The sequence below is a fragment of the Escherichia marmotae genome (genome assembly GCF_002900365.1).
GTDB lineage: Bacteria > Pseudomonadota > Gammaproteobacteria > Enterobacterales > Enterobacteriaceae > Escherichia > Escherichia marmotae.
Genome location: NZ_CP025979.1, coordinates 4,052,718 through 4,077,106 on the forward strand (window position 1 = coordinate 4,052,718; position 24,389 = coordinate 4,077,106).

Genomic DNA, 24,389 nt, shown 5'->3' on the forward strand with positions numbered 1-24,389 from the left:
CGTCAATTAAATTTCTTCAATTTATAGCAGACTGCACAATCTATCATCACTTTGCCGTTACTACACGCATCATCAGACAAACCAGGCGCTCCAGGCGGCGGAAAGAGGCATTGCCAGAAGTAGTGCTGGAAGCATGTTGACCACCGGAAATAGTTTAATGCCGCAGATGCGTAAGCCGGTTGCTAGCAGCAGCAAACCACCTACGGCGCTGAAGTCTGCCATCATCGATGGTGTTGTCAGCGGTAATATCAGCGCAGCAGCCCAGGCCAGCGTTAACTGGATGATCAGCAATGGAATACTAATCACCGATACCGCAATGCCAAGTGAACAGGCGAAGATCATCGCGGTAAAGAAATCCAGAAATGACTTGGCGATTAAAATGCTCGGATCGCCGGTCATCCCTTCATTCATCGCGCCGAAGATCCCGGTGCCGCTGGCACAAAACAGGACAATAATCGCGACAAAATTCTGAATAAAAGATTCATGCGCTGGCTTTTTACGCGAGTGACGAAACAAATTTTGCGCTTTAGCGACTGCGGTATTAACACCTTTTTCCAACAAACAAATTTCACCAATTAATGCACCGAGTAGCGTCGCTAAAACCATCGCCGGAAGGTTGGCGCATTTCACCACCAGTAAAATACAAATTCCCAACGATGCCAGACCAAAAATGGATGTCATAGAGACACGGATCCGTTCCGGTAAGCGTTGACTAAGCAGTGCGCCGAGGACGCCACCCAGTAATACTGCACTAGCGTTGATAAAAGGGCCGATGACCACAAGAGTTCCTGTTAATTGTGTTGTTTGATGTTTTTATTATGAACTTTTTGTCCCGCCGATTGCTTGTCTGACCGCAAAGTCCTGGCTTGCACGCTCTGGTGAAAGGTGCCATGATTGCGCGAATTTTCTCCTTGTTGTACGGAGTTTGCCCGATGCACGCCACCTCCTTACATTCTCTTGTTTATCGCCGTTTTGCGCGAAACGCTTCCCTTTCCATATTACTGCTCATGCGGTGAAGTTAACGCACGCTCACTGTAGGACAACAGTAAAATCAGAGCCATTCTGCTTTTACTGATGTCTGGCGGTCGGAGCTGGTGACCAGTTTGACCCACATCTCATGCGGCAGGTTTTTACACCTTGCCCGGTATTTTTACCTCCCCGAAACGGGTTTTACATTTATGAAATCAATGAGTATTGCCGCCAGTAGTGAACTGGTTTCCCGAATTTCTACCCATCGTCGCGTGGTGGCGCTGGAAGATACTGATTTTACGGACGTCGCGGCAGTCGTCATTACCGCTGCGGATAGCCGCAGTGGCATTCTTGCGTTACTTAAACGCACTGGTTTTCATCTACCGGTGTTTTTGTATTCCGAACAGATTGTTGAATTGCCTGCGGGCGTCGCGGCGGTAATCAATGGCAACGAGCAGCAGTGGCTGGAGCTGGAATCTGCAGCCTGCCAGTACGAAGAAAACGTGTTGCCGCCGTTTTATGACACGCTGACGCAATATGTTGAGATGGGCAACAGCACTTTTGCTTGCCCGGGTCATCAACATGGCGCGTTCTTTAAAAAGCATCCTGCGGGGCGTCATTTTTACAATTTCTTCGGTGAGAACGTTTTTCGTGCCGATATGTGCAACGCCGATGTGAAACTGGGCGATCTGCTTATTCATGAAGGCTCAGCGAAGGATGCGCAGAAGTTTGCGGCCAAAGTGTTTCATGCTGATAAAACCTATTTTGTGCTTAACGGCACTTCGGCAGCAAACAAAGTGGTTACCAATGCGCTGTTAACGCGTGGCGATCTGGTACTGTTCGATCGTAACAATCATAAGTCGAATCATCACGGTGCATTGATTCAGGCTGGGGCGACGCCGGTGTATCTGGAAGCCGCGCGTAACCCGTTCGGTTTTATCGGCGGTATTGATGCGCATTGTTTTAATGAAGACTATTTGCGCCAGCAAATTCGTGAAGTGGCACCAGAAAAAGCCGAACTACCGCGCCCGTTTCGCCTGGCAATTATTCAGTTAGGAACTTATGACGGTACTATCTATAACGCTCGCCAGGTGATCGAGACCATTGGGCATTTGTGCGATTACATTCTGTTTGATTCCGCGTGGGTCGGTTACGAGCAGTTTATTCCGATGATGGCAGATAGCTCGCCGTTACTGTTAGAACTTAACGAAAACGATCCGGGGATCTTTGTTACCCAGTCGGTGCACAAACAGCAGGCGGGATTCTCGCAGACTTCGCAGATCCACAAAAAAGATAACCATATTCGCGGGCAGGCGCGCTTTTGCCCGCATAAGCGGTTGAATAATGCCTTTATGCTCCACGCCTCCACCAGTCCGTTCTATCCGCTGTTTGCTGCGCTGGACGTTAACGCCAAAATCCATGAAGGGGAGAGCGGTCGTCGACTGTGGGCGGAGTGTGTTGAGTTGGGCATTGAAGCGCGCAAGGCGATTCTTGCACGCTGTAAGCTGTTTCGCCCGTTTATCCCGCCCGTTGTTGGTGGCAAATTGTGGCAGGATTATCCGACGTCAGTATTGGCCAGCGACCGTCGCTTCTTCAGTTTTGAACCGGGGGCGAATTGGCACGGCTTTGAGGGATATGCCGCAGATCAGTATTTTGTTGATCCGTGCAAGCTGCTACTGACCACGCCCGGTATCGATGCCGAAACCGGTGAATATAGCGACTTTGGTATTCCTGCGACGATTCTGGCGCACTATCTGCGTGAGAATGGCATTGTGCCGGAAAAGTGCGATCTCAACTCTATTCTGTTCTTATTAACCCCGGCGGAGAGCCACGAGAAGCTGGCACAACTGGTTGCAATGTTGGCACAGTTTGAACAGCATATTGAGGATGACTCGCCACTGGCTGAGGTGTTGCCGAGCGTTTATAACAAATATCCGGTGCGCTATCGCGACTATACCCTGTGCCAGTTGTGTCAGGAGATGCACGATCTGTATGTCAGTTTCGACGTCAAAGACCTGCAAAAAGCGATGTTCCGCCAACAGAGTTTCCCGCCTGTAGTGATGAATCCCCAGGATGCGCATAGCGCCTATATTCGTGGTGAAGTGGAGTTAGTGCGTATTCGTGATGCCGAAGGGCGGGTTGCGGCGGAAGGCGCGCTGCCGTATCCACCTGGCGTGCTTTGCGTGGTGCCGGGGGAGGTATGGGGAGGCGCGGTACAGCGTTATTTTCTCGCACTGGAAGAAGGCGTGAATTTGTTGCCGGGGTTTTCGCCGGAGCTACAAGGTGTCTATAGCGAAACCGATGCCGACGGCATGAAACGTTTATACGGTTATGTGTTGAAGTGAGAACAAAAAAACGGGCTACCAGATGGTAGCCCGTTTTTCTTGGCGTAATTAGTGGTTAACCGTCTGTGTGCCCGCCGGGACACGAACGTGTTTGTATTTGAACATCGCCATGAACGCGAAGGCCAGAACCACGGAGTAACCTGCGAAAATCAGCCATACGGTCTGCCAGTCGGTAATGCCGTTTTGGGTATACATCTCAACCACTTTACCGCTCACAATACCGCCGAGGATACAGCCGAAGCCGTTGGTCATCATCAGGAACATCCCCTGCGCACTGGCGCGAATTGCCGGGCTAACTTCTTTTTCCACAAACACCGAACCAGAGATGTTGAAGAAGTCGAATGCGCAGCCGTAGACAATCATTGACAGCACCAGCAGTACAGTACCGAACGGAGTCGGGTCGCCGTAGGCAAACAGCGCAAAACGCAGTATCCACGCCACAATACTGATCATCATTACGTTCTTAATACCGTAGCGGCTTAAGAAGAACGGGATAGTCAGAATGAACAGCGTTTCAGAGATTTGCGAAATCGACATGATGATTGACGCATGTTGCACGATAAAGCTGCTGGCGAACATCGGATCTTTGTCGAAGCTGTGCAGGAAGGTATTACCGAACATGTTGGTAATCTGCAGTTCCGCGCCCAGCAGCATCGAGAAGATGAAGAAAATCGCCATACGCTTGTTTTTAAACAGCGCGAATGCATCAAGCCCCAGCAAAGTCGTCCAGCTCTGATTCGCTTGCTGTTTAGCAACCGGAATATACGGCAGCGTAAAGGTAAACAGCACCAGAACGGCGGAAAGGGCTGCGCCAATATACAGTTGCATGTGGCTTAGTTCGAAGCCTGACAGGCTCACCACCCACATCGCCATAATAAAACCGATGGTGCCCCAGATACGGATTGGCGGGAAATCAGTAACGATATCCAGCCCCGCGTTTTGCAGGCGATAGTAAGAGATGGTGTTGATTAACCCAAGTGTTGGCATATAGGCAAACGAGTTAATCAGGATAACGAGGAACATCGCCTCCGGCGTGGTAACTTGCGCCGCCATGAAGAGAGTAATTGCGCCGATGGTGTGACAAATGGCATATACCCATTTCGCACTTAACCATTTGTCGGCCACAATCCCCAGCAAAGCAGGCATAAAGACCGCTGCGATACCCAGTGAACTATAAACTGCGCCAATAGAAGCACCGTCGAACTTCAGGGTAACGAACATATATGAGCCGAGGGTCGTTAGCCAACTTCCCCACAGGCAGAACTGCAGAAAAGAGAGGATTTTCAGCTGCAGCTTAAGATTCATGTTAATTTCCTCACATCGTGATGCGGATGAGTGTTTTAAAAAGCACATTTGACCGTGCAAGATGATGCGATTCTATCAACTTCGCTGACTGTTTTTTTGTCATCCGTAGCAAATAATTGCAAATAATCTCAATTTGCAAGGCGAAATTGTGAAGCGTGTAACACTTTGCCTCGAAGTAATGTCAGAGGCAAAGGTGAAATTATCGACGGCGGTAAGATTTCTGCGCCATGTTCACTTTATAGAGATAGCGGCGAGATTCCGCAGAAGGATGGCGGGTCGTCAAAGTCTGATAAACATCACCTGGCGTCATGGTGTTAATAATATTAGCTGCCTGAATTTTATCATTCGAGAAAACACGTAACACGCTGCCAGCGCCGCCGTTATAGGCGGTGATGACGGCATAACTCCGCGACGTTGGGTTATCAATGTCGCCGAGATAAACATTATTCAGCATCGCCAGATATGCGGTGCCGGTATCAATGTTGCTGGCAGGATCGAACAAGAAACTGCGGCCAGGTATGCCGGATTTCCCCTGTGAGCGGAACACGTCTTTCCCGGCGGTGTGCTGTACTACCTGCATTAATCCCAGCGCATCGGAACGGCTGACCGCATACGGGTTAAATGAGGATTCGGTTTGCATAATCGCCAGAATTAATGACTCATCGACACCATATTTTCGTGACGCCTGGCGAACCATACCGAGATATTTATGCGCACGTTTATCAAGGTGGTTCGGCACCATATTAATGGTTACGCTGTAGATAATACGCAGCCCGTTGCTGCGGCTTTTGAGGCGGTTTTTCAGCAGATAATCCGCGAAATTGCTCGCGCGACCTTCCCAACGAATTGGCTGCCCGGTGTTGTCTACTACCTGACCATAAAGGAAAGGTTCTTTTGATATCGTAATATCATCAACATCGGAATAGAGATCGACCGACCCCGGATCGTCACCCATCAGTAACGTTTTGATAATTGCCCGGCGCAGGTGTGCGACAGGTTCCGTCCCGGCGATGGTTTCGATAGTGATCGTACCATCATCAAAGTTGATGTGGCTGCGGGTTTGATATTGATCGGTGTATTTCACGTAGCCCTTAGGACCGGCGATCACCACCTCTTTGAATCCCCAGATGTTTTCAATATTGTGGGCAAATTGCCCCATCAGAATATCAAAACCGTTGGTATCTTTGACCCAGGCTTCATTATAGGTATCGCCTTTTTTGGTCGTCGAACAGGAGATGAGCAACGGCGCAATCAAAGCCAGCGCGAGATATTTTTTCATCATTCCGGGTGCGTGTTGTGTTTGTTTTTATGCAAGTTGCCGGAGGCGTGCTCCGGCAATGTCTTTTTATTTTTTATCTTCCGGCGTATAGCCTTCGATATGTACCTCTTTACCTTCGAACAGGAAATTGACCATCTCCTGCTCCAGCAGCTTGCGGTGCTCAGCATTCATCATGTTAAGTTTCTTTTCGTTGATCAACATGGTTTGCTTGTGCTGCCACTGCGCCCAGGCTTCTTTGGAAATCTCGTTGTAGATGCGTTTTCCCAGTTCGCCGGGGTATAGCTGAAAATCCTGACCTTCTGCTTCACGCTGCAGGAAAGTACAAAAAATCGTTCTGCTCATAAATTATCCTCTTATCGACTCACGCGCTAAACCGGCGCGCCAGTGCGTAACTGCTGTAACAAACGCTCCACGGGAGCCGCCAGGCCAACTGACGGCGGTTGCGCTAAGTTATACCAGAGCGCATTGCCTTCATCCATGCAACCGGTGAATGACGACACGGGAAGCCACATAGGCACAATATCTAAATGGAAATGGCTGAAGGTATGACGAAACGCGGTGAGTTGCGTCAGGTGACCGGCGTTGATCTGCCGTTGCGCCAGCCATTGCCGCATACTTTCTTCATCAGCAAACTGCGGGAAGCAGTATAAACCGCCCCACAATCCACTTGGCGGACGCTGCGCCAGAAATACTTCATTTTCGTGCTGTAACAGCAGAAAGTAGCCGGTGCGCTCCGGCAGCGTCTGTTTCGGTTTTTTGCCTGGATAAAGTGACCAGCTATCATTGGCCGCGGCAATGCAGCCGTTTTGTAGCGGGCAGAGCGAACACTTTGGCTTCGAGCGCGTGCAGATCATCGCGCCTAAATCCATCATCGCCTGATTAAACCGCTCCACACCGACGGCGGGCGTCACCTGTTCGCTCAAACTCCACAGTTTATTCTCGACCTCTTTTTTCCCTGGCCAGCCGCTTACAGCATAGCAGCGCGCCAGCACGCGTTTGACGTTACCGTCGAGAATCGGAAAGTGCTTACCCAGAGAAAGTGAGAGGATCGCGCCCGCGGTGGAACGCCCGACGCCCGGTAGTGCGGCGATTTCCTCAAAGGTTTCCGGGAATTTTCCGCCGTGCAAGGTGGCAACTTGCTGTGCCGCTTTATGTAGATTGCGCGCGCGGGCGTAATAGCCAAGCCCGGTCCATAAGTGGAGAACTTCATCCAGCGGCGCATTGGCGAGATCGGTCACCGTCGGGAAGCGCGCCATAAAGCGTTCAAAATAGGGGATAACAGTCGCAACCTGAGTTTGTTGCAACATCACTTCTGAGAGCCATACTTTGTAGGGCGTCTTGTCAATTTGCCAGGGCAGGGTTTTCCGCCCGTATTTATCGTACCAGTCCAGAACCTGGGCTGAAAATTGCGACGCTTGCATGGTCACCAAATTCACAGTTGTTGGGGGCAAGATTGCAGCACAGTGACGACAGGGTGTAAACCGGAACTTTCCGCAGCCACGGCCTTATCATGCTTGCATCCGGCAACTAACTTTGGATAATGCCCGTTTTCAGAACACTTTCACAAGCGACTAAATCTTTATGAAAAACGACGTCATCTCACCGGAATTTGATGAAAACGGCCGTCCTCTGCGCCGTATCCGTAGTTTTGTACGCCGCCAGGGGCGACTGACCAAAGGCCAGGAACATGCGCTGGAAAACTACTGGCCGGTGATGGGCGTTGAGTTCAGCGAAGATATGCTGGATTTCCCGACGCTGTTTGGCCGTGAAGCGCCGGTGACGCTTGAGATTGGTTTTGGCATGGGTGCTTCGCTGGTGGCAATGGCGAAAGAGCGTCCGGAGCAGGATTTCCTCGGCATTGAAGTGCATTCGCCGGGCGTTGGCGCTTGCCTGGCTTCCGCGCATGAAGAGGGGCTGAGCAATCTGCGCGTGATGTGTCATGACGCGGTCGAAGTGCTGCATAAAATGATTCCTGACAATTCATTGAGCATGGTTCAGCTCTTTTTCCCTGACCCGTGGCACAAAGCACGTCATAATAAACGCCGTATCGTTCAGGTGCCGTTTGCTGAACTGGTAAAAAGCAAACTGCAACTGGGGGGCGTATTCCATATGGCGACCGACTGGGAACCTTATGCGGAACATATGCTCGAAGTGATGTCTTCCATTGACGGTTATAAAAACCTGTCAGAAAGTAACGATTACGTACCGCGCCCGGAATCACGTCCGGTGACGAAATTTGAACAACGTGGTCATCGTCTTGGTCACGGAGTATGGGACTTAATGTTCGAGAGGGTGAAATAATGGCAAAGAACCGTAGCCGTCGTCTGCGTAAAAAAATGCACATCGACGAATTCCAGGAATTAGGATTTTCGGTGGCATGGCGATTCCCGGAAGGTACATCGGAAGAACAGATTGATAAAACCGTTGATGATTTTATTAACGAGGTTGTCGAACCGAACAAGCTGGCTTTTGACGGCAGCGGTTATCTGGCCTGGGAAGGTCTGATCTGCATGCAGGAAATTGGCAAATGTACCGAAGAACATCAGGCGATTGTGCGTAAGTGGCTGGAAGAGCGCAAACTGGATGAGGTACGCGCCAGCGAACTTTTCGACGTTTGGTGGGACTAAGAAAGCATACGGGCGATGACAAACGCAAAACTGCCTGATGCGCTACGCTTATCAGGCCTACAATGGGTATGCAATATATTGAGGTTGCACGATTGAGTAGGCCGGATAAGGCATTTACGCCGCATCCGGCATGGACAATGCGCACTTTGTTATCAATCCGGGCCAGCAAATGCTGGCCTGATTTGTTCTTGAGGGAAGATTATGATGCGCAAAATGCTGCTGGCGGCAGCACTTTCAGTAACGGCAATGACTGCTCACGCCGACTACCAGTGCAGCGTCACACCGCGTGACGATGTGATTGTCAGCCCGCAAACCGTACAGGTGAAGGGCGAAAACGGCAATCTGGTGATCACGCCAGACGGCAATGTGATGTACAACGGCAAGCAATATTCTCTGAGTGCCGCCCAGCGCGAGCAGGCGAAGGATTATCAGGCAGAACTGCGCAGCACGTTGCCGTGGATTGATGAAGGGACTAAGAGCCGCGTTGAGAAAGCCCGCGTCGCACTGGATAAAATTATCGTTCAGGAGATGGGTGAAAGCAGTAAAATGCGCAGCCGTCTGACCAAGCTCGATGCGCAGTTGAAAGAACAGATGAATCGCATTATTGAAACGCGCAGCGATGGCCTGACGTTCCACTATAAAGCCATTGATCAGGTTCGCGCCGAAGGCCAGCAACTAGTGAATCAGGCGATGGGTGGAATTTTGCAGGACAGCATTAATGAAATGGGCGCGAAAGCGGTACTGAAAAGCGGCGGTAATCCGTTACAGAATGTGCTGGGAAGCCTGGGCGGTTTGCAATCCTCCATCCAAACCGAGTGGAAAAAGCAGGAAAAAGATTTCCAGCAGTTTGGCAAAGATGTCTGTAGCCGTGTGGTGACCCTGGAAGATAGCCGCAAAGCCCTGGTTGGGAATTTGAAATAATCTTCTATTTTAAGACGGCATAATACTTTTTTATGCCGTTTAATTCTTCGTTTTGTTACCTGCCTCTAACTTTATAGATCTCCAAAATCCATTCACGTTGTAAATTGTTTAACGTCAAATTTCTTATACAAAGCTAAGGGATAATACGTAGCGTTCACGTAACTGGAGGAATGAAATGGAGTTTTTCAGAAAGACGGCACTTGCCGCACTGGTTATGGGTTTTAGTGGTGCAGCATTAGCATTACCGAATATCACCATTTTAGCGACCGGCGGGACGATTGCCGGTGGTGGTGACTCCGCAACCAAATCTAACTACACAGCGGGTAAAGTTGGCGTAGAAAACCTGGTCAATGCGGTGCCGCAATTGAAGGACATTGCGAACGTTAAAGGCGAGCAGGTCGTTAACATCGGCTCCCAGGACATGAATGATAATGTCTGGCTGACACTGGCGAAAAAAATTAATACCGACTGCGATAAAACTGACGGCTTCGTCATTACTCACGGTACAGACACGATGGAAGAAACCGCTTACTTCCTCGATCTGACCGTAAAATGTGATAAGCCAGTAGTGATGGTCGGCGCAATGCGTCCGTCCACCTCCATGAGCGCAGACGGTCCATTCAACCTGTATAACGCGGTAGTGACCGCAGCAGATAAAGCCTCCGCTAACCGTGGCGTGCTGGTAGTGATGAACGACACCGTGCTGGATGGTCGTGTGACCAAAACCAACACTACCGATGTAGCGACCTTCAAGTCTGTTAACTTCGGTCCACTGGGTTACATTCACAACGGTAAAATCGACTATCAGCGTACTCCGGCGCGTAAGCACACCAGCGATACGCCGTTTGATGTCTCTAAGCTGAATGAACTGCCGAAAGTTGGTATCGTTTATAACTATGCTAACGCATCCGATCTTCCGGCAAAAGCACTGGTAGATGCGGGCTATGACGGCATCGTTAGCGCCGGTGTGGGTAACGGTAACCTGTATAAAACCGTATTCGACACCCTGGCAACCGTGGCGAAAAACGGCACTGCGGTAGTGCGTTCTTCTCGCGTACCGACGGGCGCAACCACTCAGGATGCCGAAGTGGATGATGCGAAATACGGTTTCGTCGCCTCTGGTACGCTGAACCCGCAAAAAGCGCGCGTTCTGCTGCAACTGGCGCTGACGCAAACTAAAGATCCACAGCAGATCCAGCAGATTTTCAATCAGTACTAATCGCCTCGCCCCGGTATCGTGCCGGGGCTTTCTCACTTCAGACTCACGTCCATTGTCAATCATAATTATCATGATGATAATCACAGGAATAAATTATTCCATGCGAGACTTTCACTGTGAAAAAACAATGGATTGTAGGTACGGCGTTGTTTGTGTTGATGTCAGGTTATGGCTGGGCCGATGGTGAACCGCCAACTGAAAATGTCTTAAAAGATCAATTCAAAAAGCAATATCACGGCATTCTCAAACTGGATGCCATCAATTTAAAAAAACTTGATGCGAAGGGGAATCAGGCCACCTGGTCTGCGGAAGGTGATGTCTCTTCTAACGATGATCTCTATACCTGGATCGGTCAGTTGGCAGATTATCAACTGCTGGAACAGACCTGGGTGAAAGATAAACCCGTAAAATTCTCAGCGATGTTAACCAGTAAAGGAACGCCCGCGTCTGGCTGGACGGTGAATTTTTACTCTTTTCAGGCAGCAGCCAGCGATAGTGGGCGGTTTGTTGATGATATCAAAACGAATAATAAGTACCTGATTGTGAATAGCGAAGATTTCAATTATCGCTTTAGTCAGCTTGAGTCAGCGCTGAATGTGCAGATGAATTCGATTTCGGGGCTGGAAAAGGAAGTGAAAGAGCTTGATAAGCAAATGGTTGTGGCACAGAAAGCGGCGAATGCTTATTGGGGAAAAGGGGCAGATGGCAAGCAAATGACTCGTGAAGACGCTTTTAAAAAAATACACCAGCAACGGGATGCGTTTAATAAACAGAATGATAGCGAGGTGTTCGCGGCTAAATATGACAAAGAGGTCTATCAACCGGCGATTGCGGCATGTCATAAACAGAGTGAAGAGTGTTATGAAGTGCCGATTCAGCAGAAACGGGATTTTGATATCAACGAGCAGCGGCGACAGACTTTTCTGCAATCACAAAAACTCAGCCGTAAATTGCAGGATGACTGGATAAAGCTTGAAAAAGGGCAATATCCGTTAACGATGAAAGTTTCGGAAATAAACAGTAAAAAAGTCGCGATTTTGATGAAGATTGACGATATCAACCAGGCTAATGAACGCTGGAAAAAAGATACCGAACAACTGCGGCGTAATGGGGGGATTAAGTAATTTTTGCGATGATGCATGGCTTGTAGCCGGATGTGGCGTTTACGCCGCATCCGGCAGAACAAGTTTACTCGGCCAGAAACAGTTCCAGCAGTGAATTTAAAAACAACTTCCCATGTTCCGTTATCTGCCAGTAATCCGCACATTCGGTGAGATAACCCTGAGCGATAGCCTCGTCTAACTGAGAGCGAATCACTTCTTCGCAAAGGCCGGTATACTGGCTAAACTCCACGCGTGGCGCGGCCTCCAGCAAACGGAAGCGATTCATAAAGAACTCGAACGGCTTATCAGTGGCTTCTACATCACGCTGGCTTTCCAGATAACGCCCCTGCATAAAACCACGCGGGTGACGCGTTTTGGTGGTACGCAGAATGCGCCCGTCCGGGAAGGTCACTTTGCCATGCGCGCCGCAGCCGATGCCGAGGTAGTCACCAAATCGCCAGTAGTTGAGATTGTGTTGGCATTGATAACCCGGTTTGGCGTAAGCGGAGGTTTCATATTGCTGATAACCCGCTGCGGTTAATAACTGATGCCCCTGTTCGAAAATATCCCACAGTGCGTCGTCGTCCGGTAGCACCGGTGGCCGCGAACCAAACAACGTATTGGGTTCGATGGTCAACTGATACCAGGAAAGATGCGGCGGATTCAGTTCAATGGCCTGGCGCAGATCGCCAAGCGCCTCTTCCAGTGATTGATCAGGCAACCCGTGCATCAAATCAAGGTTAAAACTACGCAACCCCAGCCCGCTTGCCAGATTCGCTGCCCGTTTCGCTTCTTGCGGGCCATGAATGCGTCCAAGTCGTTTCAGCTTTTCTTCGCTAAAACTCTGCACACCAATAGAGATGCGGTTCACACCGGCACGCTGATAATCAACAAAGCGATCGGCTTCTACCGTACCAGGATTCGCTTCCATAGTAATTTCTGCATCCGCTGCCAGCGGCAAACGCGCACGCACGCCGTCCAGCAGCGTTTGCATCGCCGGGCCAGAAAGCAGACTCGGCGTACCACCGCCAATAAATATTGTCTGCACTTCACGACCCTGAGCATAAGCCACATCATTGTCCAGATCGTTAAGCAGATGCTGAACATAATCGTCGTGCGGCACTTCTCCTTTCAACGCGTGAGAGTTGAAATCGCAGTACGGGCATTTCTGCACACACCACGGGATGTGAATGTAGAGACTGAGCGGCGGTAACTTAACCATTACGTAGCGCGTCCAGCAGCAGTTTCAACGCCTGACCACGGTGGGAAATGGCACTCTTCTCTTCGCGAGTCAGTTCGGCAGCGGTTTTGCCTTCAGAAGGCACGAAGAAAATCGGATCATAACCAAAGCCACCAGTACCAGCAGGTTCACGGGTAATCACGCCAGGCCAGCAACCGTGGCACACCAGCGGAGTCGGATCTTCCGCATGACGCAGATACACCAGCACGCAGTGGAAACGAGCCTGGCGTTGGTCGTCCGGTACGTCTTTCAGGGTTTCCAGCAGTTTTTGCAGATTCTTTTGATCGGTTGCGTCTTCACCGGAATAACGAGCGGAGTAAATCCCCGGCGCTCCGCCAAGCGCATCAACCGCCAGACCGGAATCGTCGGCAATCGCCGGTAAACCGGTCGCTTTTGCCGCGTGGCGCGCTTTCAGGATCGCGTTTTCGATAAAGGTCAGGCCGGTCTCTTCGGCGGAATCGACGCCAAGTTCCGTTTGGGCCACGATATCAAGACCGAAGTCGCTAAGCAGCGACGCCAGCTCACGCACTTTACCGGCATTGCCGGTTGCGAGGACAACTTTTTGCATAGGATACCTAATTAATTAACGCCGCGATTTCTGGCGGGATTTGTTGCGGATTAATGATTTTAATTTGTTTGTGGCGGCCAAGTTCGCCTTTTTCAATCACCACCTGGCTTTTCGCGACCCGGAACTGCTTACCGAGAAACTTCACCAGATGGTTGTTGGCCTGGCCGTCGACCGGCGGTGCGGTAATGGCGACTTTTACTTCGTCGCCATGTAAACCGACAATAGAATCACGGCTGGCTTTCGGCTGGATATAAAGCCGTAATACCAGACCGTCATCGTTTACTGTTACGGCACTCATAACGCCATCCACAGCCCCGGCAGCAGCATGTTTCCGGTTGCCTGTAATACTTCTGCGACACCCATATTGATGACATACAGCAGCAGTACGAGGATCATTGGTGAGAAATCAATCCCTCCCATTGCCGGTAGCAGGCGGCGAATCGGACGCAGTAGCGGATCGGCAAGCTGGATCAGCACATATTCAATTGGGCTGCGACCCTGACTTACCCAGCTCATTATCGCCATCACCAGCAGTACCCAGAAGATCAGCAGGCCGATAGTTTTCAGCAGAATCAGCAAACCGGCAATCCAGATGATCGGCAGGAAGGTTACGACTTTGAACAGGACGATGGCTTTGATGAAACTCAAAATGTACGCCACCAGCAGTGAGGCGCTGTCAATCGGCCCCATTGCCGGAATAACGCGGCGCAGTGGCCCGATAATCGGCTGCGTCACCTTCACCACAAACTGTGAGAAGGGGTTATAAAAATCACAATGAGCCCACTGCATCCAGATGCGTAATAACAGCACCATGGTATACAGCTCAATGACCGTTGAAAGCAGGAAAGTCAACGTATTCATGGCGTTCCTTTAATTCCTTATTTTTTAGAGTAATCACGTGCACCAAAGATAGCAGTGCCGATGCGAACCATCGTGCTACCTGCCGCAATGGCGGCTTCCATATCATCTGACATCCCCAGAGAGAGGGTGTCGACATGCGGGTAGCGCGTTTTCAGTCCGGCAAATGCTACAGCCATTTGGCGTGCAACTTCAAACTGCCTTACATATTCTGACTCTGGCGCGGGGATCGCCATGAGCCCGCGCAGGCGTAAACGCGGTAGTTCTGCGACCGCTGCTGCCAGCTCGTCCAGCTCTGCCAGTTGAATGCCTGACTTACTGTTTTCATCGCTAATGTTGATTTGAATCAGTACGTTAAGAGGGGGAAGTTCTACCGGACGCTGATCGTTAAGACGGGTGGCGATACGCAAACGGTCGATGGTATGACACCAGTCGAAATGCTCTGCCACCAGGCGGCTTTTATTAGACTGCAACGGGCCAATAAAATGCCACTCTAATCCTGTTACGCCCAGTTCCTGAAAGTGGCGAATTTTATCTACCCCTTCCTGAACATAGTTTTCACCAAATTGACGCTGCCCCGCGTCGATGGCTTCTGCGATGGCGCTCGCAGGTTTTGTTTTACTGACTGCAAGCAGCGTAATTTCTTCTGGAGAACGGCCGCAACGCGTTGCAGCCGTTGAGATTTTGTCCCGAACCTGTGCCAGGTTATGCGCAATATCGTTCATTTTCTGAGGATCTTAGTATGAATATGGAAGAAATTGTGACCCTTAGTGTAAAGCATAACGTCTCGGATCTACACCTGTGCAGCGCCTGGCCAGCACGATGGCGCATTCGAGGGAGAATGGAGGTCGCGCCGTTTGACGCGCCAGACGTCGAAGAGTTGTTGCGGGAGTGGCTGGATGACGATCAACGGGCGATATTGCTTGAGAATGGCCAGCTTGATTTTGCGGTATCGCTGGCTGAAAACCAGCGGCTACGAGGCAGTGCGTTTGCGCAGCGGCAAGGCATTTCTCTGGCGTTACGGTTGTTACCTACGCATTGCCCGCAGCTCGAACAACTTGGCGCGCCGCCGGTATTGCCGGAATTACTCAATAGCGAGAATGGCCTGATTCTGGTGACGGGAGCGACGGGGAGCGGCAAATCGACCACACTGGCGGCGATGGTTGGTTATCTCAATCAACATGCCGATGCGCATATTCTGACGCTGGAAGATCCTGTTGAATATCTCTATGCCAGCCAGCGATGTTTGATCCAGCAGCGGGAGATTGGTTTGCACTGTATGACGTTTGCATCGGGATTACGTGCGGCATTGCGGGAAGATCCCGATGTGATATTGCTCGGAGAGCTGCGTGATAGCGAGACAATCCGTCTGGCGCTGACGGCGGCAGAAACCGGGCATCTGGTGCTGGCAACCTTACATACGCGCGGTGCAGCGCAGGCGGTCGAGCGGCTGGTAGATTCATTTCCGGCACAGGAAAAAGATCCCGTGCGTAATCAACTGGCCGGTAGTTTGCGGGCGGTGTTGTCACAAAAGCTGGAAGTGGATAAGCAGGAAGGGCGCGTGGCGCTGTTTGAATTGTTGATTAACACGCCAGCGGTGGGGAATTTGATACGCGAAGGGAAAACCCACCAGTTGCCACATGTTATTCAAACCGGGCAGCAGGTGGGGATGTTAACTTTTCAGCAGAGTTATCAGCAGCGGGTGAAAGAAGGGCGCTTGTGAGGCTAAAGCGGCTGATTAGCATCGTAAATATGCCTGATGCGACGCTGACGCGTCTTATCAGACCTACAATCGCTGCCAAATGTAGGCCGGATAAGGCGTTTACGCCGCATCCGGCAAGATGGACGATGACGCTATCTACAATTTGCCAGGCTTGCAAATCGCCTTAATATCCCTGCTCAAAATAACTTTCGAGAATGATAACCGCAGAGGCAGAGTCGACTTTGCCTTTGTTGAGCGCCCGATAACCGCCCTGTTCAAACAGGCCGGAACGCGCTTCCACGGTGCTAAGACGTTCGTCATGTAGCTTTACTTCAACACCGAAACGACCATGAATACGGTTGGCGAATTTACGCGCCCGGGCGGTTAGCGGTTGTTCGGTGCCGTCCATGTTCAGCGGCAAACCGACGATGATTTCGTCTGGCTGCCACTCTTTCAACAAACGCTCGATAATATTCCAGTCCGGCGTACCGTCCTGCGCTTTAATCGCAGGCAAAGGGCGAGCGGTGCCAGTAATGCGTTGACCAACCGCTACGCCAATGCTTTTGGTGCCGAAGTCGAAGGCAAGTAAAGTCCCGCTCATCAGGCGTGTCCCGCCACATCAGGCATGGTAAGAATATCAACACCAATCAGCCTTGCCGCATCGCGCCAGCGGTCGGCTATCGGTGTTTTGAACAGAATATTCAGATCTGCCGGAGCGGTTAGCCAGGCGTTGTCGAGAATTTCTTGTTCCAGTTGGCCTTTATCCCAGGAGGAGTAACCCAACGCAACCATCACGTCAGAGGGTTGTTTATCGGTGCCGAGCGTTTCCAACACATCACGGGAAGTGGTCATCACCGTGTTGTCTGAAATGCGAATACTGGAAGTAAAATTTGATGGTGGAGTATGCAAAATAAACCCACGATCTTCAGCCAGTGGGCCACCGAGCATAACAGGCTTGTCCAGACGGATTGACTCATCACGCGGCTCCGGCGTGATCTTTAATTTTTCCAGAATCCCTTCAATTTTAAGATTTTCCAGAGGCTTGTTAATGATAATCCCCATTGCACCCTCTGGATTATGTTCGCAAATGTAGACCACCGAACGACGGAAAATCGGATCCTGGAGAGCAGGCATGGCAATAAGAAAGTGATGCTGTAAATTCATTGTCAGAGGTTCTGTTTCCTGGTTCAAAAAAGCAACAGCGCCCAGTATGCGTGGAAAGACGGGCGCTGTCACTCATAGTCTCAACGAGATCCCTCTCGTTAAGCTGGGTTATCGTTGCTGTAAACGTGCTTCGATGGCATCCATTAGCATTCCGGTGATCGAGACCGGAAACTCTGCTTCAATCTCACGAATACAGGTTGGGCTGGTGACGTTAATTTCAGTCAGGCGGTCTCCGATAATATCCAGGCCAACAAAAATTAGCCCTTTTTCTTTCAGCGTCGGCCCTACCTGGCGGGCGATTTTCCAGTCACTTTCAGTTAGCGGACGAGGTTCGCCGCGACCACCGGCAGCCAGATTGCCACGGGTTTCGCCACCCTGCGGAATACGCGCCAGGCAGTACGGTACTGGCTCGCCATCCACCACCAGAACGCGTTTGTCGCCATCTTTAATGGCAGGCAGGTAATTTTGCGCCATACAGTAGCGAGTACCGTGCTCAGTCAGGGTTTCGGCAATCACGCCGAGGTTCGGATCGCCTTCTTTCACGCGGAAAATCGACGCGCCACCCATGCCGTCCAGCGGTTTAAGGATAATGTCAGTGTGCTTTTCCCAGAACGCTTTCAACTGTGCTTTATTACGCGTGACCAGCGTTTCTGGTGTTAAGTCAGAGAACCAGGCGGTAAACAGTTTTTCGTTACAGTCGCGCAGGCTCTGTGGCTTGTTAACGATCAACGTTCCTTTCTCTTCAGCACGTTCCAGAATATAAGTGGCGTAGATAAACTCGGTATCAAACGGCGGATCTTTACGCATCAGGATCACGTCGAGATCGGCCAGTTGCAGATCCTGCTCACCCGTGAACTCGTACCATTTATCGTAGTTCTGTTCGACGCTCAAAGTACGGGTACGAGCGCGAGCCTCACCATTGATCAAATAGAGATCGCCCATCTCCATATAGTGAAGTTCGTAACCACGACGTTGTGCTTCCAGCAACATAGCGAAACTGGAATCTTTCTTGATGTTGATGCTTGCGATGGGGTCCATCACGATGCCGAGCTTGATCATTATTTTTCTCCGTTAGCCCAGATCACCAAAACGTACTTGTAGCGCAGTTATGGCGGTGAGCGCAGTTGTCTCTGTACGCAAAACGCGAGGTCCCAGCAGGATATCAGTAAATTGATAGCGGGCAGTCATGGCAATTTCATCTGCTGATAATCCGCCTTCCGGGCCAATCAGCAGGCGGATGCGTTCGACCGGCAACGGCAGCGTGTTAATGCTGTTACTGGCGCGCGGGTGAAGATTCAGTTTCAGTCCTTCATCTTGCTCTGCACACCAGGCTTCCAGATCCATTGCAGGACGGATCTCCGGCACCCGGTTACGACCACACTGCTCGCAGGCGGCAATTGCAATTTTCTGCCACTGCTGGAGCTTCTTGTTCAGACGTTCGCTATCCAGTTTAACGCCGCAGCGTTCAGAAAAAAGTGGCGTAATGAGGCTTACTCCAAGTTCGATCGATTTCTGGATAGTGAATTCCATTTTTTCACCGCGTGACATTACCTGACCGAGATGAATATGCAGAGGCGATTCACGATCGTCGAGCTGACCTTCCAGCACGTTAACTTCCACGCTTTTTTTGCTGGCGCTGGTAATCTCTGCGTCAAAGACCTGGTTGCTACCGTCAAATAACTGTAACGCCTGACCAGGCCCCATACGCAGTACACGGCCGATATGGTTAGCGGCATCTTCGCAAAGAGCAATGTGCGAGTTGCTGATTAATGGTTCAGGATGATAAATGCGGGGGATACGCATGGTTAAAAATCCGCGTCGTCTCCCCACGCAGTTGCCTGCGTGAGGTAGGGGTTTAACAAAAAGAATCCCGCTAGTGTAGGTTAGCTCTTTTGCGCCTGGCAAGCGCGTTGCACATACGGGTTATGATTGCCTTGCACCTTTGCAATGCGTTCGTCGCGCTCACACTCCCAATCGGTGACCGGATACATCTTGTTCCAGGCGTTAAACAGTTGCGTTTGCTGGCGTGAGAGTGTCAGGTTGTACTGGTCACGCATATAGAAATAAGTTCTGGCAATGATGCCTCGCGTATGAGCTGGTGGTTCCGCCACTTTTTCTTTGAAATCCACCTTCATGGCGCACTGTCCATACTGACCCTCGCCACCATTCCACTGACTGTACATAAAGTTGCCGCGATCGCCGTTCACTTCGCCTATCGAGGGCTGCAGGTTATGCATATCGCTTTCCATTTTGCGATAAACCGGATCTTTGGCGCAGTTTTTACGTCCGCCGTCTTGCCAGCATTGACGCTGGTGGCCGAACTGCCAGGCGGGAACCACGTGTTCCCACTCCACACGACTGGCGCGATTTTCATTTTTGCGTACCTGATATCCGCATGACTCCAGATCCACAACGCCTTTTTTACCCTGCCAGTTGATTTTACAGCCGCAGTAAAATGTTCCCGGTGCGTCAGCATAGACTTTTACTGCCGCATTTTTCGCCTGGGAAAAACTATTGATGCCTTCGGCCAATACCTGGCCGGAAAATGCTGCGCTCAGTATCACCGCAGCAACAGACAAATAACGGTACATCATTTACTCCGTGTTAAAACGAGCCAGCAACGTAGCGAAAGTTGTTTTACTATGCAATCAGCCAGATCAGGAAAGTTCCTGATAGTTCAGGTGGTTATTTCGCAACCAGTTGTTCGCCGCAATGAACGCAGCGATAGACGGCCTCTCCACGCACCACACGGTTATGGCGGCGCACGGTAAGCTGATGCTCCTGGCATTTACAGCGGTAGGGGAAGGTGTTGCGGCGTACGGATTGTAGCTCAAATTGATGCGTGCGGCGGGCGGGAACACCCAGCACACTTTCCATCATCCATTTCCACTCTTTGCCATGCGGTGCCACGCGACCAAAGTGTTTCCACACCAGTAAATGCGCCAGCTCGTGCGGTACGACTTCTTCTATAAAAGCTTCGCTGTTTTCCATCAACAGCACCGGATTGAGACGAATTTCATAGCTGTCCAGCCAGGCAGTACCGGCGGATGTACCATGCTGGGTGTAAGCGATTTTTGGCTCCGGGTAATTACGCTCCAGCTTCAGGTTGGCCTGGGCGAGTTTTTCCCGCAGACGACGCATAACGGCCTGTTGGATGGCGATAGGGAGACGGGGCGTTTTCATAGCGGCTGAGGATAAAGCGAAGAAAAGATGACTGCAAGAGGTGGCTTCCTCCGCGACGGGAGGAAGCCAGAGACGATTAATCGTGAGCGCCGATTTCGCGCAGTTTACGACCCTTCATCAGATTACGTTCAATGTGTTCCAGCGAAACGTGTTTGGTTTCCGGTACCAGCCACAATGTCAGCAGGATAAACAACACGTTCAGAGCCGCATACACCCAGAAGGTGTTGGCGTTGCCCAGCGTGTTGAGCATAGTCAGGAACGTTGCGCCGACGATCATGTTGGCAATCCAGTTGGTGGCGGTGGAGCAGGTGATGCCAAAATCGCGGCCTTTCAGCGGCTGAATTTCAGAACACAGTACCCAAATCAACGGACCTGCGCTCATGGCAAAACCGACAATAAACATCAGCAGCATGGCAATGGCAAAATACTGCGCCGACGGTGAGTGGATACCGATATGCATCATCGTACCCAGTATGCCCATGCCAGCAGCCATTACCATGAAGCCCAGCGTCAGCGTCGGTTTCCGTCCCCAGCGGTCAACCAGACCAATAGCGATAAAGGTGGCGAGTACGTTGGTCAGACCAACGATCACTGTCCCCCACATTTGCTCGGTAGTATTGGTATAACCCGCCAGTTCGAAGATTTTGGGCGCGTAATACATGATGACGTTCATCCCGGTGAATTGCTGCATCACCTGTAACAGCACGCCAAGGAATACCGCACGACGGAAGTTGCTGTTTTCTTTAAACAGTGCCCAACCGCTCTGTTTGACCTGCAAACTTTCACGGATTTCATCCAGTTCGCGTTTCGCTTCCGCGCTGGTGTCGCGCAGGCGCAGCAGCACGCGTTCGGCATCAACAAAGCGGCGTTTGGCGGCAAACCAACGTGGGCTGTCTGGCAGGAAGAAAACACCAATCAGTAGCAGAATTGCCGGGATGATAATCACACCCAGCATCCAGCATCCAGCGCCATGCGCCGGTGTAGCTGAAGGCGGTATCAGAAAGATAAGCGCCGAGAATGCCGATGGTAATCATCAACTGATACATCGAGATCATACTGCCACGAATTTTCTCTGGCGCAATTTCGGAGAGGTATAGTGGCGCGGTATAGGAAGCAACACCCACCGCCAGACCCAGCAGAACGCGAGAAAGAATCAGTACTTCAACGTTTGGCGCTGCGGCTGAGAACAGCGAACCAGCAACAAACAGAATAGCGCCGATCATCAGGCTCTTTTTACGTCCGAGTTTAAAAGAGAGCCAGCCACTACCCACCGCACCGACTGCCGCACCAAACATCATGGAGCTTACGACCCATTCTTGCGTGTGCGAGGTAATCTGGAATTCATCTGCAATAAACGGCAGTGCGCCAGCAATTACACCGATATCCAGGCCAAAGAGTAATCCCGCCAGAGCGGCAAGGAAGCAGACGAAAAACGTCATTGCCTTGTTTGACCGCCCCTGTTTTTTAGCGTCAGGCATGATGCCCTCCAATATGTTATTTTTTATTGTGAATTAAGATAGGTGAGTACGACGCAAAAAGATGTGAAGCATGTCACATCAGTGTAATCGATTACACTAACATTTATAGTGGTTATAATTTAAGTACATGAAAACAATTGAGTTATAACATCATAGATTAAGCGAAGTTATCTGCAATTAAGACTTTGCTGAAAAGAAATGTAACAATCATGAAAACTGAATAATATGATGAAAATATTATAAATACTGGGTTGCTATGGTTGGTGTAATCGGTTTCAGTTGTTGTGATGAACTACGGATAAACGTGTTCAGCAACGGAATGTTGCTATCGTGTGGGCGGCTTTTGCCGGATGCGGCGTGAACGTTTTAGCCAGCCTACATGTAGCAATGGTTGTAGGCCTGGTAAGCGTAGCGCATCGGGCATTTTTTAGAAAAGAAAAAGGCCAGTGCGAGGCTGGCCTTAGAAAGCGGGGATGAAAGATTATTTCAGACCGGCGGCATCGCGCAGTAGCTGCGCTTTGTCGGTTTTTTCCCACGGGAAATGCTCGCGACTAAAGTGACCATATGCAGCGGTATCTTTATAGATTGGGTGCAGCAGATCCAGCATCTTAATCAGACCGTATGGACGCAGGTCGAAGAACTCGCGCACCAGCAGGGTCAGTTGTTCAGTAGGGACTTTCTCAGTACCGAAAGTTTCTACCATGATGGAAGTCGGTTCAGCCACGCCGATCGCGTAGGAAACCTGAATTTCACAACGGTCAGCCAGACCCGCTGCCACGATGTTTTTCGCAACATAGCGTGCTGCGTAAGCTGCGGAACGGTCCACTTTGGATGGATCTTTACCAGAAAACGCGCCGCCACCGTGACGAGCCATGCCGCCGTAGGTATCAACGATAATTTTACGCCCCGTCAGACCGCAGTCACCCATCGGGCCGCCGATAACAAAACGTCCGGTCGGGTTGATGAAGAATTTGGTTGCGGAAGTCAGCCATTCTGCTGGCAGGATCGGCTTAATGATCTCTTCCATTACCGCTTCTTGCAGGGATTTCTGATCGATATCTTCAGAGTGCTGGGTGGAAAGCACTACTGCATCGATGCCAACGATTTTGCCGTCGTCATACTGGAAAGTAACCTGGCTTTTTGCGTCCGGGCGCAGCCACGGCAGAGTGCCGTTTTTACGCACTTCAGCCTGACGTTGTACCAGACGGTGTGCATAGGTGATTGGCGCTGGCATCAGCACATCGGTTTCGTTGGTGGCATAGCCAAACATCAGACCCTGGTCGCCAGCGCCTTGTTCCAGCGGATCAGCACGATCAACGCCCTGGTTAATGTCAGGGGACTGTTTGCCGATAGCGCTCAGAACCGCACAAGAGTTAGCGTCAAAGCCCATGTCGGAATGCACATAGCCAATTTCGCGAACGGTGTTACGGGTGATCTCTTCAATGTCCACCCAGGCGCTGGTGGTGATTTCACCGCCAACTAAAACCATGCCGGTTTTTACGTAGGTTTCGCAAGCAACACGTGCTTTCGGATCCTGTTCGAGGATCGCATCTAAAACGGCATCAGAGATTTGGTCAGCAATTTTGTCAGGATGCCCTTCAGAGACGGACTCGGACGTAAAAAGGTGTTTTGCCATATTTAATATCACCTAAAGAGAATTTAGTTAGCTCAAACTGTTGTGTGGATTTTCTGTGGTAGTGGCTCCTTCCACGACTCTGCAGGTTAAAAACACTGGCAGTCTGAGTGTTAATCAGTATGGATGGATTAACATCTGGATGGCTATTTTAGGTCAAGACGTCATCCGATTTCCACTTTTTTTTGAAGCGTATCTCATTCCGTTAAAAACGTAGCTGGAAATTTTTCCTGACAATGCTGGCATTCTGTGTATTTATCTTTTGCAATTTTCTGCCATTGTGGGGTATAAAACGCGGCGCGCGGCTTAAATAAAAAGCACACGACGTTCCTTTCGTGTTGCCACTTCCAGCCGGGTTGAAATCAGTGTTTTAGCTTGTTGGTTCGTCTTCGCAGGCGGCCGTGGAGGTGATACGAAATAATGAATCGTTGTCTGCTGCTTAATCTGTCGCACCGTTCTGGTGTAGATTCGTTCCCCGCACTCTGCATCTCTGCATTGCATACCTGCCGATGTTATACCCATCTCGGCGCTTCTCAGGATTCAAGAGCTGGCAACAGTTACTGATGACTGAACAAGGGCGCTCTTGTAAATACAAGAGTTTTCTCGTGGTTTCGCCGGACTGTCACACTTACGTTCGGTTATGTGCTTAATAATGTTATGAAAAAGAAACCGGTTGCGCAGTCGGAGCGTCAGCATACGCTGCTGGAAAATCCGTGTGCTTATGGGTTGTTATCGCAGTTTCAGGCTGCGATAGTGGTTAACTGTTTTACACTTAATAAAATAATTTGAGGTTCG

27 protein-coding genes and 2 pseudogenes are annotated in these 24,389 nt (G+C 50.5%); 11 read left to right on the top strand and 18 right to left on the bottom strand.

Going from position 1 to position 24,389, the window contains the following annotated elements; all coding sequences use genetic code 11:
- Positions 1–72: 72 nt before the first annotated feature.
- Positions 73–780, bottom strand: coding sequence for a DUF554 domain-containing protein (locus tag C1192_RS20725; protein ID WP_038355763.1), 708 nt, complete (start codon positions 778–780; stop codon positions 73–75).
- Between the two features lie 152 nt (positions 781–932).
- Here C1192_RS20725 and C1192_RS25520 point away from each other — a divergent pair, with 152 nt between their 5' ends.
- Positions 933–1,016 (top strand): hypothetical protein, encoded by an 84-nt coding sequence (locus C1192_RS25520; protein WP_212976457.1) that lies wholly within the window; start codon positions 933–935, stop codon positions 1,014–1,016.
- Positions 1,017–1,178: 162 nt separating this feature from the next.
- Positions 1,179–3,314, top strand: coding sequence for an ornithine decarboxylase (gene speC, locus C1192_RS20730; protein ID WP_038355764.1), 2,136 nt, complete (start codon positions 1,179–1,181; stop codon positions 3,312–3,314).
- Between the two features lie 48 nt (positions 3,315–3,362).
- On the opposite strand, the gene nupG is transcribed toward speC, so the two are convergent.
- The 4 genes from nupG to mutY all read right to left on the bottom strand — a co-directional run bounded on the left by nupG (position 3,363) and on the right by mutY (position 7,319).
- Entirely contained in the window at positions 3,363–4,619 is a 1,257-nt protein-coding gene (nupG, locus tag C1192_RS20735) for a nucleoside permease NupG (protein WP_001517062.1), read from the bottom strand.
- A 199-nt stretch (positions 4,620–4,818) separates the two neighbouring features.
- Complete coding sequence (gene mltC, locus C1192_RS20740) at positions 4,819–5,898, bottom strand: membrane-bound lytic murein transglycosylase MltC (RefSeq protein ID WP_038355765.1); 1,080 nt, start codon at positions 5,896–5,898, stop codon at positions 4,819–4,821.
- Between the two features lie 66 nt (positions 5,899–5,964).
- Positions 5,965–6,240: an oxidative damage protection protein gene (locus C1192_RS20745; protein ID WP_000091700.1), complete on the bottom strand. Its 276-nt coding sequence runs from the start codon at positions 6,238–6,240 to the stop codon at positions 5,965–5,967.
- Between the two features lie 26 nt (positions 6,241–6,266).
- The gene (mutY, locus tag C1192_RS20750; RefSeq protein ID WP_001517060.1) at positions 6,267–7,319 is read right to left on the bottom strand and encodes an A/G-specific adenine glycosylase; all 1,053 of its coding nucleotides are present in this window, start codon (positions 7,317–7,319) and stop codon (positions 6,267–6,269) included.
- 160 nt (positions 7,320–7,479) lie between these two features.
- Between mutY and trmB the strand changes: the two genes are divergently transcribed.
- The 5 genes from trmB (at position 7,480) to C1192_RS20780 (ending at position 11,789) form a co-directional block, all read left to right on the top strand.
- Positions 7,480–8,199, top strand: a complete 720-nt coding sequence (gene trmB, locus C1192_RS20760) for a tRNA (guanosine(46)-N7)-methyltransferase TrmB (RefSeq protein WP_000786922.1) — start codon at positions 7,480–7,482, stop codon at positions 8,197–8,199.
- On the top strand, positions 8,199–8,525 hold the full coding sequence (locus C1192_RS20765; protein WP_038355766.1) for a YggL family protein: 327 nt from the start codon (positions 8,199–8,201) through the stop codon (positions 8,523–8,525). The genes trmB and C1192_RS20765 overlap by 1 nt, the downstream gene beginning before the upstream one ends.
- A 201-nt stretch (positions 8,526–8,726) precedes the next feature.
- Entirely contained in the window at positions 8,727–9,446 is a 720-nt protein-coding gene (locus C1192_RS20770; protein ID WP_000984801.1) for a YggN family protein, read from the top strand.
- 175 nt (positions 9,447–9,621) lie between these two features.
- Complete coding sequence (ansB, locus tag C1192_RS20775) at positions 9,622–10,665, top strand: L-asparaginase 2 (protein ID WP_038355767.1); 1,044 nt, start codon at positions 9,622–9,624, stop codon at positions 10,663–10,665.
- A gap of 116 nt (positions 10,666–10,781) precedes the next feature.
- Complete coding sequence (locus C1192_RS20780; RefSeq protein ID WP_038355768.1) at positions 10,782–11,789, top strand: DUF1202 family protein; 1,008 nt, start codon at positions 10,782–10,784, stop codon at positions 11,787–11,789.
- A gap of 64 nt (positions 11,790–11,853) precedes the next feature.
- Here the strand turns inward: C1192_RS20780 and hemW are convergent, their stop codons facing one another.
- Genes hemW through yggS form a run of 5 tightly spaced genes read right to left on the bottom strand, consistent with a single transcriptional unit; the run spans position 11,854 to position 15,159 of the window.
- On the bottom strand, positions 11,854–12,990 hold the full coding sequence (gene hemW, locus C1192_RS20785; RefSeq protein WP_038355769.1) for a radical SAM family heme chaperone HemW: 1,137 nt from the start codon (positions 12,988–12,990) through the stop codon (positions 11,854–11,856).
- Positions 12,983–13,576 carry an XTP/dITP diphosphatase gene (locus C1192_RS20790; RefSeq protein ID WP_001174757.1) on the bottom strand — a complete coding sequence of 198 codons (594 nt, stop codon included), beginning with the start codon at positions 13,574–13,576 and terminating at the stop codon, positions 12,983–12,985. Before C1192_RS20790 ends, hemW begins: the two co-directional genes overlap by 8 nt.
- Before the next feature lie 7 nt (positions 13,577–13,583).
- On the bottom strand, positions 13,584–13,874 hold the full coding sequence (gene yggU / locus C1192_RS20795; protein WP_001277217.1) for a DUF167 family protein YggU: 291 nt from the start codon (positions 13,872–13,874) through the stop codon (positions 13,584–13,586).
- The gene (yggT, locus tag C1192_RS20800) at positions 13,871–14,437 is read right to left on the bottom strand and encodes an osmotic shock tolerance protein YggT (protein ID WP_001094831.1); all 567 of its coding nucleotides are present in this window, start codon (positions 14,435–14,437) and stop codon (positions 13,871–13,873) included. Before yggT ends, yggU begins: the two co-directional genes overlap by 4 nt.
- 17 nt (positions 14,438–14,454) lie before the next feature.
- On the bottom strand, positions 14,455–15,159 hold the full coding sequence (yggS, locus tag C1192_RS20805; RefSeq protein WP_038355770.1) for a pyridoxal phosphate homeostasis protein: 705 nt from the start codon (positions 15,157–15,159) through the stop codon (positions 14,455–14,457).
- A 17-nt stretch (positions 15,160–15,176) separates the two neighbouring features.
- Between yggS and C1192_RS20810 the strand changes: the two genes are divergently transcribed.
- Positions 15,177–16,157, top strand: coding sequence for a PilT/PilU family type 4a pilus ATPase (locus tag C1192_RS20810; RefSeq protein ID WP_072041616.1), 981 nt, complete (start codon positions 15,177–15,179; stop codon positions 16,155–16,157).
- 163 nt (positions 16,158–16,320) lie between these two features.
- Here the strand turns inward: C1192_RS20810 and ruvX are convergent, their stop codons facing one another.
- The 8 genes and pseudogenes from ruvX to metK form a co-directional block, all read right to left on the bottom strand.
- On the bottom strand, positions 16,321–16,737 hold the full coding sequence (gene ruvX / locus C1192_RS20815; protein WP_000017106.1) for a Holliday junction resolvase RuvX: 417 nt from the start codon (positions 16,735–16,737) through the stop codon (positions 16,321–16,323).
- Complete coding sequence (locus C1192_RS20820; RefSeq protein ID WP_010378695.1) at positions 16,737–17,300, bottom strand: YqgE/AlgH family protein; 564 nt, start codon at positions 17,298–17,300, stop codon at positions 16,737–16,739. The genes ruvX and C1192_RS20820 overlap by 1 nt, the downstream gene beginning before the upstream one ends.
- A 108-nt stretch (positions 17,301–17,408) precedes the next feature.
- On the bottom strand, positions 17,409–18,359 hold the full coding sequence (gene gshB, locus C1192_RS20825) for a glutathione synthase (protein ID WP_000593301.1): 951 nt from the start codon (positions 18,357–18,359) through the stop codon (positions 17,409–17,411).
- A gap of 12 nt (positions 18,360–18,371) precedes the next feature.
- The gene (gene rsmE / locus C1192_RS20830) at positions 18,372–19,103 is read right to left on the bottom strand and encodes a 16S rRNA (uracil(1498)-N(3))-methyltransferase (RefSeq protein WP_001517055.1); all 732 of its coding nucleotides are present in this window, start codon (positions 19,101–19,103) and stop codon (positions 18,372–18,374) included.
- Between the two features lie 80 nt (positions 19,104–19,183).
- A complete protein-coding gene (endA, locus tag C1192_RS20835) occupies positions 19,184–19,891 on the bottom strand; it encodes a deoxyribonuclease I (RefSeq protein ID WP_000286521.1) in 708 nt (235 codons plus the stop codon).
- A gap of 94 nt (positions 19,892–19,985) precedes the next feature.
- Positions 19,986–20,483: a SprT family zinc-dependent metalloprotease gene (locus C1192_RS20840; RefSeq protein ID WP_038355772.1), complete on the bottom strand. Its 498-nt coding sequence runs from the start codon at positions 20,481–20,483 to the stop codon at positions 19,986–19,988.
- Positions 20,484–20,559: 76 nt separating this feature from the next.
- Positions 20,560–21,961, bottom strand: a pseudogene (galP, locus tag C1192_RS20845) (galactose/proton symporter).
- Between the two features lie 481 nt (positions 21,962–22,442).
- Positions 22,443–23,597 carry a methionine adenosyltransferase gene (gene metK, locus C1192_RS20850; RefSeq protein ID WP_038355773.1) on the bottom strand — a complete coding sequence of 385 codons (1,155 nt, stop codon included), beginning with the start codon at positions 23,595–23,597 and terminating at the stop codon, positions 22,443–22,445.
- A gap of 55 nt (positions 23,598–23,652) precedes the next feature.
- Between metK and C1192_RS25940 the strand changes: the two are divergent.
- The 3 genes and pseudogenes from C1192_RS25940 (at position 23,653) to yqgB (ending at position 24,383) form a co-directional block, all read left to right on the top strand.
- Positions 23,653–23,904, top strand: a pseudogene (locus C1192_RS25940) (hypothetical protein).
- Positions 23,905–24,014: 110 nt separating this feature from the next.
- Entirely contained in the window at positions 24,015–24,158 is a 144-nt protein-coding gene (gene yqgG, locus C1192_RS25945) for a small protein YqgG (RefSeq protein ID WP_269446598.1), read from the top strand.
- A 93-nt stretch (positions 24,159–24,251) separates the two neighbouring features.
- Positions 24,252–24,383: an acid stress response protein YqgB gene (gene yqgB, locus C1192_RS20865; RefSeq protein ID WP_001338822.1), complete on the top strand. Its 132-nt coding sequence runs from the start codon at positions 24,252–24,254 to the stop codon at positions 24,381–24,383.
- Positions 24,384–24,389: the final 6 nt, after the last annotated feature.